This is a genomic window from Humibacter sp. (genome assembly GCF_035547335.1).
In the GTDB taxonomy this organism is placed as follows: domain Bacteria; phylum Actinomycetota; class Actinomycetes; order Actinomycetales; family Microbacteriaceae; genus Humibacter.
This window is the reverse complement of sequence record NZ_DASZVF010000018.1, coordinates 1-14,458: the sequence shown is the minus strand read 5'-3', so window position 1 is coordinate 14,458 and position 14,458 is coordinate 1. Positions and strand designations below refer to the sequence as shown.

The window sequence follows — 14,458 nt, the reverse complement described above, 5'->3', positions numbered from 1 at the left end:
GTCGGCGCTCGCCCTCGACTGGCGTGGCGACGGCAAACGGTCAGCCCTGGGCGCGCTCCGCGACGCGCTGCCACTTCTCCCACTCGGCGATCCTCGAGTCGTAGTCGGCCTTCGCGATCGTCAGCGGTGAGCTTCCGAAGAACACGCGCAGGGGCGGCTCGGGCGAGTCGACGACCTCGAGAATCGCGGCGGCGGAGGCATCCGCACTGCCCGGCTGTCCGTTGCGCTTGGCTCGCGCGGCCTGAACCTCCTCGTGCACCTGCGCATAGTCGGGCAGCGGCTCGGAGCGCTTGGCGGATGCGCCAGCCCAGTCGGTGGCGAAGGCTGCCGGTTCGACGAGCGTGACGCGGATGCCGAACGACGCCACCTCCTGCGCCAGCGCCTGGCTGAATCCCTCGAGCGCCCACTTGGAGGCGTTGTAGATGCCGACGAGCGGGAAAGCGGTGATGCCGCCGATCGACGACACCTGGATGATGTGACCCCCACCCTGCGCGCGCAGGATCGGCAGCGCGGCCTGGGTGATCCACAGCGCGCCGAAGACGTTCGTCTCCAGTTGCGCCCGCGCCTCGTCTTCCGTGATCTCCTCGATGAAGCCGAAGTGGCCGTATCCGGCGTTGTTGACGACGACATCCAGGCGGCCGAACCGCTCGTGCGCCGAGTTCACTGCCGCGAAGTCGGCCTCTCGGTCGGTCACATCCAGTTGGATCGGGAAGATCCGGTCGCCGTACCGCTCGACCAGATCATCGAGCGACGATGTGTCGCGCGCCGTTGCCGCCACCCGGTCGCCGCGCTGCAGCGCCGCCTCCGTCCAGGAACGGCCGAAGCCGCGCGACGTACCCGTGATGAACCAGACCTTGCCGTTGTTCTCCTCTGCCATGCAGACAACCGTAGAGCCGGCGCCACGGCCATGCGGCCCCGGCGACGCCGTGTTACCGCCCCGAGCGGTGCCGGTGGTAGTAGTCCAGCAGGGCGCGAGTGGAGGCATCCTGCGCCTGGATCGCGGCGTCTTCGCCCTCGATCGCCGGCGCGATCTGCAGCGCGAGCTGCTTGCCGAGCTCCACACCCCACTGGTCGAACGAGTTGATGCCCCACACCACGCCCTGCGTGAACGTGATGTGCTCGTACAGCGCGATCAGCTCGCCGAGCACCTTCGGCGTGAGCGCCTGGCCGATGATGGATGTCGTCGGCCGGTTGCCGGGGAACGTGCGGGCGGCGACGAGCGCTCCCGTTGTGCCCTCCGCCTCGACCTCCTCGGCCGTCTTGCCGAACGCGAGCGCCTTGGTCTGCGCCAGGAAGTTCGCCAGGAACAGCCCGTGCACGTCGCGGTCGCCGTCCTTGAGCGGATACGCCGGGTCGGCGAACGCGATGAAGTCGGCGGGGATGAGCCTGGTGCCCTGGTGGATCAGCTGGTAGAACGCGTGCTGGCCGTTGGTGCCGGGCTCTCCCCAGAAGATCTCGCCTGTCGTCGTCGTGACCGGGGAACCGTCCCACCGCACCGACTTGCCGTTCGACTCCATGGTGAGCTGCTGCAGGTAGGCGGGGAAGCGGTGCAGCAGCTGCGCGTACGGCAGCACGGCGTGCGACTGCGCGCCCAGCAGATTCGAGTACCACACGTTCAGCAGCCCCATGAGCACCGGAACGTTCCGCTCGAGCGGGGTGGATGCCACATGCTCGTCCACCGCGTGGAATCCGGCCAGGAAGTCGGTGAAGTTCTGCGGTCCGAGCACGATCGCGAGCGACGTGCCGATCGCGGAGTCGACCGAGTACCGGCCGCCCACCCAGTCCCAGAACCCGAACGCGTTGTCGGTGTCGATGCCGAACTCGGCGACCTTGTCGAGCGCGGTCGAGACGGCGATGAAGTGGTGGGCGACGGCATCCTGCTTGCTCGGCTCGTCGTCGCCGATGGCCCCGGATGCCTGCAGCCCCTCCCACAGCCAGTCCCGCGCCAGTCGCGCGTTCGTCAGCGTCTCGAGCGTGGTGAACGTCTTGGACGCGACGATGAAGAGCGTGGTCTCGGGGTCGAGGTCCGCCGTCTTCTGCGCCAGGTCGGTGGGGTCGATGTTGGAGATGAAGCGGGCCTCGATCCCGGCATCCGCATACGGCTTCAGCGCCTCGTAGACCATGACCGGGCCGAGGTCGGAGCCGCCGATCCCGATGTTGACGACCGTGGCGACCTTCTTGCCGGTCACGCCGGTGAACTGTCCGGAACGCACCCGGGCGGCGAACGCGGCGATGCGGTCGAGCACCTCGTGCACGTCGTGGTCGACGTGCTGACCGTCGACGACCAGCTCGGGCGAGGCATCCGCCGGACGGCGAAGCGCGGTGTGCAGCACGGCGCGATCCTCTGTGGTGTTGATGTGCACGCCGGCGAGCATCTGCGCGAAGCGATCGGCGACGCCGACCTGCTCGGCCAGGCGCACGAGCGAGGCGAGGATGTCGTCGGTCACCAGATTCTTGGAGAGATCGACGTGCAGGTCGGCGAGCTCGAAGCTCAATCGCTCGACGCGGCCCGGGTCGGCGGCGAACCAGCCGCGCAGGTCAGGGGAGAAAGCGTCGCGGTGCGCCTCGAGCTCTGCCCAGGCGGATGTCGTGGTGGGGTCGACGGGTGCATTCACACCCCCAACGGTAGTGGCGATTGAGCCGAGAGCCGAGCGAGCTTGCTCGCTTGGCCGAGGCGATTGAGCCACTGGGCCGCGTCAGCCGCGATATCCGCGATTGAGCCGAGAGTGGTGCGACCGGCGATAGTGGAGACCGGCGTTTGCGAGTGAGGGCGGCGCTCAGGCGGTCTTCATGACGGTGGCCGTGAAGTTCTGCACCCTGCTGAGCAAGGCATCCGCCCTCTCGGCGATGTGCTCGGGCGATTGTGCGTGCGGCGGCGTGATGCGGATGAGCAGCGAGCAGGCGAGATCGTCGCAGATGTAGGAGCCGATCGTGTTCCCGTTGCGGCCGGACTCCCCCGCTCGCGGCGCGCTGAACATGCGCACCTGCGTGGCCGGCTGCGACGAGTGGCAGAACGAGCACATGGCGGCGATCCCAGGCCGCAGACCGCCGCTGGCGGCGCGCAGCACGATCCCGGTGGGGTGGTCGTTCATCCAGTGCACGATGTAGCCGAGGTGGGATGCCTGAGGGTCGCGCCAGCCGAGAAACTCACGCTCGTCCCAGAGCGTCTCGTGGATGCCGGGAATGGGCAGTCTGGCCAGCTGTTCCGGAGTGGCGTTCACGAACGACGAACGGATGTCCTGCTCGGTGAGCGGCTTCACGCGGCTCCCCTCCCTGCTTCAGATCGTCGGTCGGCGCTGCAACCGCAACAGGATAACGGCCTCGACCCGATGCCGCACCGGTTCGGTCGGCGGCGAAGTCCGCACGGCTCGGACGGCGCAGAAGGTCGCCCCGCTCGCCGCCCGCGGGCGCCCATCGGCCGGCGGACGGCGTCGTGAAGTCGGCGCGAGACGGCGCACCGTCGGTGGCCGCAGCACGGCCGGAGCCGCGTGACGTCGCTATCGTCCTCGTTATGGGCGAGGAGCAGACGGCATCCCTGCGCATCCGCCGGGCCACGACGGCGGATGCCCGCGGCATCGCCCGCGTGCACGTGCGGGCGTGGCGCGAGTCGTACGCGCACGTGTTCTCGCCCTACCTCCTCGAGGGGCTGAGCGTGAGCGGCAGGGCGGACAGGTGGACGCGAATCCTGGCCCGCGGCACCGAGGTCTGGGTGGCCGAGACGGACGGGCGGATCGTCGGGTGGGCATCCGCAGGGCAGAGCCGCGAGCCCGACGCACCCGTGCCGCTGGAGCTGCAGGGCATCTACGTGCTGCGCGACCACTACGGAACCGGCGCGGGACAACGGCTCCTGGATGCCGCACTCGGCGACTCGCCGGCCTTCCTCTGGGTGCTCGGCGACAACCCGCGAGCCCAGGCGTTCTATCGCAGGAACGGATTCACGCCCGACGGCACCAGCAAGGTGGGCGTGTTCGGCGGCGAGCCAGCGCACGAGGTGCGGATGGTTCGCGGGGTGTGAGCTACGGCAGCACGCCGACGGATGCCAGCGCCGCCCGCACCAGCGCGCCCCTCCCGCCTTCGAGCTCCGCGGCGACCTGCGGGGTGGATACCTCGGCGGGCGACATCCAGGTGAGCTCGAGCGCATCCTGCCGCGGCTCCGTCGTTCCGGTGACGGGCACGACGTAGGCAAGGGAGACCGCGTGCTGACGGTCGTCGTTGTAGGCCGACACCCCGGGGATCGGAAAGTACTCGGCCACCATGAACGGCACGGGACTGGCAGGCAGCTGCGGGAACGCCATGGGACCGAGGTCCTTCTCGAGGTGCCGGAACAGCGCGTCGCGCAGCGTCTCACCGTACATGACGCGTCCGGAGACGAGGGTACGCGTGATCTCGCCGACCGCGTTCGCCCTCAGCAGCAGTCCCACCTCGGTGACCTGCCCCAGGCCGTCGACGCGCACCGGGACCGCCTCGACGTAGAGGATCGGGATCCTGTGCCGCAACTGCTCGAGCTCGATGTCGCTCAGCCAGCCGGGGCCCACGCCCGGGAGCACGCCGTCGCCGTTCTCCCCCGGAACGGCGTCATCGGGGTCGGGATCTGGTGTGCGCACCGCCATGGCTCGATCTTACGGATGCCCGTGTCTGTGTCGGCCCAGCACCTCACGACCGGCTGGTCGCACCTCGGTCGATGGGCTGTAGATCCGAGCGCAGCAGGCGGAACTCCTTGCGGCGCAACATCCTGAGCAGCGCCGCGGCCGGAAACCCGAATGCTGCGCGTCCGGCCTCGACGGGATACGGCTCGATCGCGGTCACGACGTAGTCCTTGCCGCGGAAGACGACCTCGCACCGGCCAGCGACGACGATGTTGCGGTACCACTGCACCTCGGGGCCGTAGGTGAGCTCCGCCACGAAGCCCTCCGTGGCGCGGCCCAGGATCACCGGCGTCTCGTACACCGTCCCGCTCTTGCGGCCGACGTTGCGTACCAGCGAGAACGGCCCGACCCCACGGCGAGCGAGCCTGCGCGTCAGGCGGTTGAGGCTGTTGTTCAGCACGGAGAGAAACCCGCGCTTGGAACGACTCATCGCTGCCATGTGCCGTCATCCCCTTCCCGGCGCTCGTCGACCGAGCCGGCGACTTCGGGCACGTCGATCTCGGGCCCGAGCGCTGAGCTACAGTCCGACCCGGCGCTCAGTGAGCCCGTGCGCCCGCGATTGCTCTGTTCCAGAGCGGGCGGTGCTCGGGCGACGGGGCGTGCGCTCTGTCCGCCCCGTCGCGGTCCTGTTCGGGCTCGGCGGCGGCATCCGCTCTGCCCACTTCGGTCCCGCCGACGCCTGCCCTGTCCGAGGGCGCCCGCGTTGCGGCGTCGGCGAGAGCCAGAAGCACGTGCGCGCTCTCCACCGCGTGGAGGGCGTGCCGCACGTGTGCGGCGATGTAGATGATGCCGCCGGTTTCGAATCGCTCGGGCGCGCCGTCGACCTCGATGTCGACAACGCCGGAAAGCACCTGGATGAGAATGGGGACGGCCGCCTCGTGCTCGGACATGGTCTGTCCCTTGTCGAGCGTGAGCCGCACGACTCCGAACCCGGGAGCCTTGAGAATGCGCTTGCTCGCGACCTCATCCGTCCGCAGCCGCAGCAGGTCGATCAGCGATTCCGCATCGTTCGCGATCGTGACACTGCGCTCGACAGCCGCTGGAGCGTTCACCGGATCCTCCCGTTCATCGAACTCTCGATGAGTTTAGAGCATTACGCTCCTTTTTATTCGACCGGCTTCGTCTCTCCGCCGTGACCGACTCGTCGACGCACGCCGGAGACGACGACGCATAGTGCCGCGACCGCCGCGAAGACGACCGCCGCGCCCGCGAAAATCCAGCTCACTCGCGGGGCGAATGCTGTGGCGGATGCGTTGCCTGCGAGCACTCCGAAGACGGCCACTCCGAGCGCGCCGCCAACCTGTCTCGCCGTGTTGCTGGCCCCGGATGCCGCACCCGAGGCATCCGGCAGCGCCGCCAGTGCCGCGGCGACGACGGCGGGTGTGAGGATGCCGATCCCGGCTCCCCAGACCACAAGCGACACGGCGAGCGCCACGAGCCACGCTGGCCCCACGATGCGGATGCTTCCAGCAAGTCCCGCGAATCCGAACGCGGCGACGGCAAGACCGATGGCCGCGGTGCGCCAGTACCCGACCCGCGCAACGAGCCGCCCGGCCGGTGCGCCGAGCAGAGGAAGGGGCAGCATCCCGGGCAGCAGGAGCAGCCCTGCGGCCAACGGCGGGAGGTGGCGCACGTCTTGCAGGGTCTGCGTGAGCACGAACAGCGCGCCGAGCACACTGAAGTTCATGAGGCCCGCGACTCCGCAGGCCGCGAGGAGCGGGCGACGCGCCGTCTTCGGCACCCGCAGCAACGGATGCGCCGCCGTCCGCTCGACCCACCACAGTGCCAACGCGACAACCACGACGAGTGCGACTGCGGCGTCGGCGAGCACCGGATCCTCGAGCTGTACGACCGCGGTGACCAGCGCCGCGAGCATGACGGTCAGCCCGAATGCGCCGAGCCAATCGACGCGTCCGCTCCCGGGCTCTCGTGATTTCCCTGCGTTACGGGAGTCGATCACAGGCACCAGCGCGGCGACCACGACCGGTACATTCAGCCAGAACACTGCGCGCCAGCCCGCCGTCCCGACGAGAAGACCGCCGACGAGCGGTCCCGCGGGCAGCGCAGCGCCGCCGATGGCCGCCCACACGCCCACCACACGGGACCGCGCTGAGCCGTCACTCGTTCGGTCGACCAGCAGTGCGAGAGTGCCGGGCAGTACGAGGGCAGCGCACAAGCCCTGCAGTGCGCGTCCCGCGACGAGCACCGGCCACGACGGGGCGACCGCGCACACCACCGACGCCAGACCGAAACCGAGGAACCCGGCGATCACGATCCTGCGATGGCCGAGCCGGTCCCCGACCGCCCCCGCCGCAAGCAGAAGTGCGGCGAGGGGCACCGTGTAGGCATCCACCACCCAGACGAGGCCCGGCGAGTGCACGCCGAACCCGGCGCCGATGCTCGGCAGCGCCACGTTGACGACCGTGACGTCCAGTAGCACGAGGAAGTAGCCGCCGCACAGCGCGGCGGTCAGGGGCCGGCCGGCGGTCAGAAAGGAGCTGGTTCGTTCACGCCTCACGTTCATCCATCGTGGTCGAGGAACGTTTCGGGATGCGCCGAAATGATTGCCACGTAGCCTGGCGACTATGTCAGCCACACCGGATCTCGCGAGGGCGGCATCCGCCTTCGCCGACCCCCGCAGGGCGCGGGTGCTCATGGCACTCACCGACGGGAGGGCGTTGCCGGCCGGACGACTGGCCGAGGAGGCGGGAGTCGCGACATCCACGGTGAGCGCGCACCTGGCGCTGCTGCTCGACCTCGGGCTCGTCGTCGTGGTTCCGCAGGGCCGGCACCGCTACTACCGCCTCGCGAACCCCGACGTCGAGGGCGTGCTCGAAGCGCTCGCGCGCATCGCACCGAAGACACCCATCACCTCACTGCGCGAGCACACCCGCAGCGAGGCATTGCGCACGGCGCGCACCTGCTACCACCACCTCGCCGGAGGGTTCGGCGTCGACCTGTTCCGCCGCCTCATCGACAACGGATGCGTCGCGGGCGGTGACGGCCGGCATCACGCCGACGACCCGACCGACCGGCTCTCCTCGCCTGGGCGCAGCGACCGTTATCGCCTCACGGACGTCGGCGCGTCGATCCTGGCGGAGTGGGGCATCCCGGATGCGGTGCTGGGCACCAGCACTCCGCTGAGGTACTGCGTGGACTGGACGGAGCAGGCGCACCACCTCTCCGGCCCATTGGGCACCGCGCTGGCTACCAGGTTCTTCGAAGCCGGGTGGATCGGGCGCGGACGGGTGCCGCGGAGCATCCGGGTCACCGATCACGGGCGCGACGCGCTTGCCGAATTTCCGGGCACCGCACGCGCGACGCGGTCGGCGTGACACCTGCGGCCCGGGATAACGGCTGGCCTCACTCGGTCAAGGCGTCCACGATCAGCTCGCTCAGCTCCTGCGGTTTCGTGAACTGTGGCCAGTGGCCGGTGGGAAGACCCGCGATGTGCAGTGACGACAGACGAGGCGTGTCGCCGAGCCAGCCGACGCCCTGCTCGACGAGATCGTCCAGCTGCTCGGCCGGCATGGTCGAGATGATGATGGTCGCCGGCACCTCCAGGCGGCGCTCGTCGCTCAGATGCAGCGGGTCGATCGCGGCGTGCGAGGGCGACGGATGCGTGTGTGCGGCGATCTCCTTCCCCAACTCGGGCGTGATGTCGCGCACGTCGCCCTCGTCGAATGCGTCCCAGCCGGGGAACGGCATGTCGGCGTCGTCGTGCGGCACCTCGTCGTTCACGATCGACCCCTCGCCGCCCGGCCAGCTGTCGACGTACACGACACGGTCGACCCGGTCGGGCCGGCGGTCGATGGCACCGAACGCGACGAGTGCCCCTCCGCTGTGCGCGACCAGCGCGACCTTCTCGTCGCCGGGAACCTCGTCGATGAGGCGGACGATGTTGTCGATGTGAGTGTCCAGCGTGATCCCGCTGCGGTCTGCGTCGTCGGCTTCAAGGCCGGGTGGAGTGACCGGATGCGCGTGGTGGCCTGCCGCCTCGACGGCCGGCGTGATGGCATCCCACGAGGAGGCGTCGAGCCAGAGTCCGGGGATGAGGAACGTGTGCATGGCGCGACGCTACTGGATGCCTCCGACGTTCGCTCCAGGCGAGCGTCGGTCGTCTGTGTTGAGATTCAGTGATGGGCGACGTTCTCGAACGGTTCTCCCCCGCCACGCGCGCGTGGTTCGAGGGGGCGTTCGACGCGCCGACCGCGGCTCAGCTCGGTGCGTGGGATGCCATCTCCCGAGGGGACCACACCCTCGTCATCGCGCCGACCGGTTCCGGCAAGACCCTCGCGTCGTTCCTCTGGGCGATCGACCGGCTCATGCATGCGCACTGGAGCTCGGAGCAGAGGCCATTGCCGGCCCCTGCCGCAACGCCAGCGCCGCCCGCTACCTCGGCGGACGGTCCCCAGGTCGACGAGAAGCCCGGCACGAAACGTGGCACCCGGGTGCTCTACATCTCGCCGCTGAAGGCGCTCGGCGTCGACGTCGAACGCAACCTGAGGTCGCCGCTCGTCGGCATCACGCAGACCGCGAAGCGACTCGGCGCGGAACCGCCGCACGTCACCGTCGGAGTGCGCAGCGGCGACACGCCGGCGAGCGAGCGGCGAGCGCTGCTGTCGAAACCGCCGGACATCCTGATCACCACGCCCGAGTCGCTGTTCCTGATGCTCACATCGCAGGCGCGCGACACCCTGGCCGGCGTGCAGACCGTCATCGTCGACGAGGTGCATGCCGTGGCGGCGACCAAGCGCGGCGCGCACCTCGCGCTGTCGCTCGAGCGACTGGATGCGATGCTGCCGCATCCCGCACAGCGCATCGGGCTCTCCGCCACGGTGCGCCCGCCCGAGGAGGTCGCGCGGTTCCTCGGCGGGCGCAACCCGGTGACGATCGTCGCCCCGCCGTCGCGGAAGCGGTTCGACCTCAAGGTCGTCGTGCCGGTCGAGGACATGAGCGACCCGAGCCCCGCTGCCCACGAAGACGACAAGGAGCCGCAGGGCGGGTCGATCTGGCCGCACGTCGAGCAGGCCATCGTCGACCGAGTGCTCGAGCACCGCTCCTCCATCGTGTTCGCCAACTCCCGCCGTCTCGCCGAGCGCCTCACCGCGCGCATGAACGAGATCTACGAGGAACGGCTGGCCGACGATCGCGAAAGCCGGCGGTCGACGGAACCGGTGGCCGTCGGGCGGGCGCTCGACGAAGCCGCCAGCAGAGTGCGCCCGCGGCGGGCGCCAGCAGAGCTCATCGGCGGATCGGGACAGACGAAGGGAAGCCGCGGTGCCGCAGCCCTCAGAGCGGTGACCGCATCCGCCGCCCGTGCCGGATCGGCGGGCACCATCGTCGAGGAGCGCCGCCAGCCCAGGGAGTGGACCAGCGGAACGACGACCGACGCCGAGACCGGCATCCTGGCTCGCGCGCACCACGGCTCGGTGAGCAAGGAACAACGCGCCGTCATCGAGGACGATCTCAAGACGGGCCGGCTGCGCTGCGTCGTCGCCACGAGCAGCCTCGAGCTCGGAATCGACATGGGCGAGGTCGACCTCGTGGTTCAGGTGGAGGCGCCGCCGTCCGTCGCCAGCGGTCTGCAGCGGGTCGGGCGAGCCGGACATCAGGTCGGCGAGGTCTCGAAGGGCGTGCTGTTCCCCAAGCACCGCTCCGACCTCATCAACTCGGCCGTCGCCAGCGAACGCATGGTCGCCGGCCTCATCGAGGAGCTGCGGGTGCCGGCGAATCCGCTCGACATCCTCGCCCAGCAGACGATAGCCGCGACGGCGCTGGATGCCGTGGATGTCGACGGCTGGTACGACACCGTGCGCCGCAGCGCACCCTTCGCCACCCTGCCCCGCAGCGCGTTCGACGCGACTCTCGACCTGATAGCCGGACGCTACCCGAGCGACGAGTTCGCTGAGCTGCGCCCTCGCGTCGTCTGGGACAGGGACCGCGGCACGCTCACCGCCCGTCCCGGTGCGCAACGCCTGGCCGTGACGAGCGGCGGCACCATCCCCGACCGCGGGCTGTTCGGCGTGTACATGGTCGGCACGAGCGACGAGACCGACCCGGCCAAGGGCGGCAGACGGGTCGGCGAGCTCGACGAGGAGATGGTCTACGAGTCCCGGGTGGGCGACGTGTTCGCGCTCGGCGCCACGAGTTGGCGCATCCAGGAGATCACGCACGATCGCGTGCTCGTGAGTCCGGCATTCGGCGAGCCCGGTCGGCTGCCGTTCTGGAAAGGAGACGGGATCGGCCGGCCGGCAGAACTGGGCGAAGCGGTCGGAGGGTTCGTGCGCGAGGTGTCGTCGGCATCCGAGAAGGATGCCCGCGCGCGCGCCGCTGCCGCCGGCCTCGACGAGCTCGCCACGGGCAACCTGCTCGCCTACCTGCAGGAGCAGAAGAAGGCGACGGGGCATCTGCCGACCGACGCGACGCTCGTCGCCGAGCGGTTCAGGGATGAGCTCGGAGACTGGCGAATCGTGTTGCATTCCCCTTACGGCATGCAAGTGCATGCGCCGTGGGCCCTGGCGGTCACGGCGAGAGTGCGGGAACGACTCGGTCTCGAGGGATCGTGCATCGCCAGCGACGACGGCATCATCGTGCGCATCCCCGACGCGGAATCGGAGCCTCCCGGCGCCGATCTCTTCGTCTTCGAGGCCGACGAGCTCGAGCAGCTCGTCACCGACGAGGTGGGCGGATCCGCCCTGTTCGCGTCGCGCTTCAGAGAGTGCGCCGCCCGGGCGCTTCTGCTGCCGAAGTACAACCCCGGCAAGCGGTCCCCGCTGTGGCAACAGCGGCAGAAGGCGGCGCAGCTTCTGGATGTCGCGCGCAAGCATCCGCAGTTCCCGATCATCCTCGAGACGATGCGGGAGTGCCTCCAGGATGTCTACGACCTGCCGGCCCTGCGCCGCATCGCCACGCGGATCGCCGCGCGCGACATCCGCATCGTCGAGGTGGGAACCGAGGAGGCGTCACCGTTCGCGAGATCGCTCCTGTTCGGATACGTCGCGGCCTTCATGTACGAGGGCGACTCCCCTCTTGCCGAGCGCCGCGCGGCCGCGCTCTCGGTGGACGCCTCACTGCTCTCCGAGCTCCTGGGCCGCGCCGAGCTGCGCGAGCTGCTGGATCCCGCCGTGATCGAACGGGTCGAGCGCGAGGTGCAGCGGCTGACGCCTGAGCGCAGGATGTTCGGCCTCGAGGGGGTCGCGGACCTGCTCCGACTGCTCGGCCCGCTCACGGTCGACGAGGTGTGCGAGCGCTGGTCCCCTGAGCGCGGCGGCGAGCCGTCTGAGGCCCCTGCCGAGCCGGCTGCAGCGCGGGCCGCGCTGGAGGAGCTCGTGGCCGCGACGAGAGCGCTGCGTGTGAGCATCGCAGGGGACGAGCGCTATGCGGCCATCGAAGACGCGGCACGACTGCGCGACGCGCTGGGCGTGCCTCTGCCGATCGGCGTTCCCATGGCGTTCATCGAACCCGTCGCCGACCCCCTCGGCGACCTCGTCGGCCGTCATGCGCGCACCCACGGCCCGTTCACCGTCGCCGACGTGGCATCGCGCTTCGGCCTCGGATCGGCGGTCGCGCATGACGCGCTTCGCCGGCTCTCGCAAGACCGGCGCATCACCGAGGGCGAGTTCCGGCCGAACGCGAGCGGCACGGAATGGTGCGATGCCGAGGTGCTCCGGCGCATCCGGCGGCTTTCGCTCGCGGCTCTTCGGCACGAGGTGGAACCGGTCGACCCGAAGGCGTTCGCCCGGTTCCTGCCCGACTGGCAGCATGTGGGCGGCGGGCTGCGCGGCGTGGATGGCGTGGCATCCGTCATCGAGCAGCTCGCGGGAACCCGGGTGCCGGCCTCGGCGTGGGAGAGCCTGATCCTGCCGTCGCGCGTCTCCGACTATCAGCCGGCCATGCTCGACGAGCTGACGGCCAGCGGCGAGGTGCTGTGGAGCGGCTCGGGATCGCTGCCGGGCAATGACGGCTGGGTGAGCCTGCACCTCGCCGACACCGCGCCGCTGACCATGTCGCCTCCGCCGGAGCACGCTACGGATGAGCTGCAGCGCGAGGTGCTCTCGGCGCTCGGTGCCGGCGGTGCCTTCTTCTTCCGTCAGCTGTCGGATGCCGTCGGCTCGCTCGACGACGGCGCTCTGACGACGGCACTGTGGGATCTGGTCTGGGCCGGACTCATCACGAACGACACGTTCGCCCCGCTTCGCGCGCTCACCGGCGGGCGGGGCGCGCACAAGCCGCAACGCGCCACACCCCGTGGACGGACGCACCTGCCGCGCGCGTACGGCCGACCGGCGGCATCCTTCCGTCCCGCTCCGGTTCGATCGGGACCGCCGACGACGGCCGGGCGCTGGTCCATCCTGCCCTTGGCCGAGACGGATGCCACGCTGCGCGCAAAGGCCGTCGCCGAGACGCTGCTCGACAGGTACGGCGTCGTCACGCGGGGCAGCGTGATGGCCGAGAACCAGCCGGGCGGCTTCGCCCTTGCCTACCGGGTGCTCAGCGGATTCGAGGAGTCCGGCCGCGCCCGCCGCGGATACTTCGTCGAGACGCTGGGCGCCGCGCAGTTCGCGACGAGCGCCACGGTGGACCGCCTCCGCACGTTCACGCTCGACTCGACGCTCGACCCGCCGCGCAAGGCCGTTGCACTGGCGGCGACCGACCCGGCGAATCCGTACGGCGCCGCGCTGCCGTGGCCGCAGGCATCCGCCGGCGTGACCCCCACAGGGCACCGACCGGGCCGCAAGGCCGGAGGCATCGTCGTGCTGGTGGATGGCGCACTCGTGCTCTACGTCGAACGCGGCGGAAAGACCACGCTGCTGTTCGACCGCGACGAGGAGGTCGTGCTGCCTGCCGCGAGGGCGCTGGCCGACGCCATCCGCCGCGGCCGCATCTCGACCCTCACGACGATCGAGACCGTCGGCGGCGAGTTCGTGCTCGGCACGCCGTTCGGCGAGGCGCTCATCGCCGCCGGATTCGGAGCGACGCCGCGCGGCCTGAGGCTCCGCTCGTGAGCGGGACGGAGGGTCAGCTCGTGAACAATCCTGCGCGCTCGGCCCGAGCGGTGGCCGTGGAGTCCGCCGGGCCACGCATGCGGCCCCACCCGTTCCTAGTACAGGCAGACCTCTCGAGAACAGGCCAATCCTGCCTGTTCTCGCGAGTCGAGCGGTTTTCCGCCTGTTTTCGCGAGATGGCGGCGCCCGGGGCGGCGCCGGCGGCGGGGGCGGCGGATGCCTGAGGGCGACACCGTCTACCGGCAGGGGCTCATGCTCGACCGGGCACTCGCCGGGAGTGTGCTGACCCGCTGCGAGCTGCGCGTACCTGCCTTCGCCACGGTCGACCTCACGGGGCAGCTGGTGCACAGCGTGGTGAGCAGGGGAAAGCACCTTCTGATGAGGGTCGGGACGCAGACCATCCACAGTCATCTCAAGATGGAGGGAACGTGGCGCCTGTACTCGCCGGGCGAGCCGTGGCGCCGGCCGGCGTTCCAGGCCCGTGCCGTGCTCGCCACGGAGACAGCGCAGGCCGTGGGCTTCGAGCTCGGGCTCCTCGAGGTGCTGCCGACCGCGCGCGAGGCGGATGCCGTCGGGTATCTCGGTCCCGATCTGCTCGGCCCCGACTGGGACGAACGGGAGGCGGTGCGCAGGGTGTCGCGGCATCCGGACGTGCCGATCGCCGTCGCGCTGCTCGACCAGCGCAACCTCGCGGGTCTCGGCAACGAGTACGTGAACGAGCTGTGCTTCGTGCGCGGGATGCTCCCCACCCGGCCGGTGCGCGACGCCGACGTTCCGAAGACCGTCGCGCTGGCCCACCGGATG

General features: G+C 70.3%; 12 protein-coding genes. 4 read left to right on the top strand and 8 right to left on the bottom strand.

Annotation, left to right across the window (positions count from 1 at the left end; genetic code table 11):
- Positions 1–40: 40 nt before the first annotated feature.
- The 3 genes from VHB92_RS05040 to VHB92_RS05030 form a co-directional block, all read right to left on the bottom strand.
- The gene (locus tag VHB92_RS05040) at positions 41–877 is read right to left on the bottom strand and encodes an SDR family oxidoreductase (RefSeq protein ID WP_325452035.1); all 837 of its coding nucleotides are present in this window, start codon (positions 875–877) and stop codon (positions 41–43) included.
- A 52-nt stretch (positions 878–929) separates the two neighbouring features.
- Entirely contained in the window at positions 930–2,615 is a 1,686-nt protein-coding gene (pgi, locus tag VHB92_RS05035) for a glucose-6-phosphate isomerase (RefSeq protein ID WP_325452033.1), read from the bottom strand.
- A 162-nt stretch (positions 2,616–2,777) separates the two neighbouring features.
- Positions 2,778–3,260, bottom strand: coding sequence for an FBP domain-containing protein (locus tag VHB92_RS05030; protein ID WP_325452031.1), 483 nt, complete (start codon positions 3,258–3,260; stop codon positions 2,778–2,780).
- Positions 3,261–3,511: 251 nt separating this feature from the next.
- Between VHB92_RS05030 and VHB92_RS05025 the strand changes: the two genes are divergently transcribed.
- Positions 3,512–4,015 carry a GNAT family N-acetyltransferase gene (locus tag VHB92_RS05025; protein WP_325452029.1) on the top strand — a complete coding sequence of 168 codons (504 nt, stop codon included), beginning with the start codon at positions 3,512–3,514 and terminating at the stop codon, positions 4,013–4,015.
- A gap of 1 nt (position 4,016) precedes the next feature.
- Here the strand turns inward: VHB92_RS05025 and VHB92_RS05020 are convergent, their stop codons facing one another.
- From VHB92_RS05020 to VHB92_RS05005, 4 genes are all read right to left on the bottom strand, one after another.
- Positions 4,017–4,610: an NUDIX hydrolase family protein gene (locus VHB92_RS05020; protein ID WP_325452027.1), complete on the bottom strand. Its 594-nt coding sequence runs from the start codon at positions 4,608–4,610 to the stop codon at positions 4,017–4,019.
- Between the two features lie 43 nt (positions 4,611–4,653).
- Complete coding sequence (locus tag VHB92_RS05015) at positions 4,654–5,085, bottom strand: nitroreductase family deazaflavin-dependent oxidoreductase (protein ID WP_325452025.1); 432 nt, start codon at positions 5,083–5,085, stop codon at positions 4,654–4,656.
- Between the two features lie 97 nt (positions 5,086–5,182).
- Positions 5,183–5,698, bottom strand: coding sequence for a cupin domain-containing protein (locus VHB92_RS05010; protein WP_325452023.1), 516 nt, complete (start codon positions 5,696–5,698; stop codon positions 5,183–5,185).
- A 53-nt stretch (positions 5,699–5,751) separates the two neighbouring features.
- Entirely contained in the window at positions 5,752–7,164 is a 1,413-nt protein-coding gene (locus tag VHB92_RS05005; RefSeq protein WP_325452021.1) for an MFS transporter, read from the bottom strand.
- Positions 7,165–7,231: 67 nt separating this feature from the next.
- Here VHB92_RS05005 and VHB92_RS05000 point away from each other — a divergent pair, with 67 nt between their 5' ends.
- Positions 7,232–7,981, top strand: a complete 750-nt coding sequence (locus VHB92_RS05000; RefSeq protein WP_325452019.1) for a helix-turn-helix transcriptional regulator — start codon at positions 7,232–7,234, stop codon at positions 7,979–7,981.
- Between the two features lie 28 nt (positions 7,982–8,009).
- Here the strand turns inward: VHB92_RS05000 and VHB92_RS04995 are convergent, their stop codons facing one another.
- Positions 8,010–8,714 carry an alpha/beta hydrolase gene (locus VHB92_RS04995; protein ID WP_325452017.1) on the bottom strand — a complete coding sequence of 235 codons (705 nt, stop codon included), beginning with the start codon at positions 8,712–8,714 and terminating at the stop codon, positions 8,010–8,012.
- A 71-nt stretch (positions 8,715–8,785) separates the two neighbouring features.
- Here VHB92_RS04995 and VHB92_RS04990 point away from each other — a divergent pair, with 71 nt between their 5' ends.
- Complete coding sequence (locus VHB92_RS04990) at positions 8,786–13,654, top strand: Lhr family ATP-dependent helicase (RefSeq protein ID WP_325452016.1); 4,869 nt, start codon at positions 8,786–8,788, stop codon at positions 13,652–13,654.
- Positions 13,655–13,870: 216 nt separating this feature from the next.
- The coding region (locus VHB92_RS04985; RefSeq protein ID WP_325452014.1) for a DNA-formamidopyrimidine glycosylase family protein at positions 13,871–14,458 on the top strand (588 nt) is incomplete at its 3' end.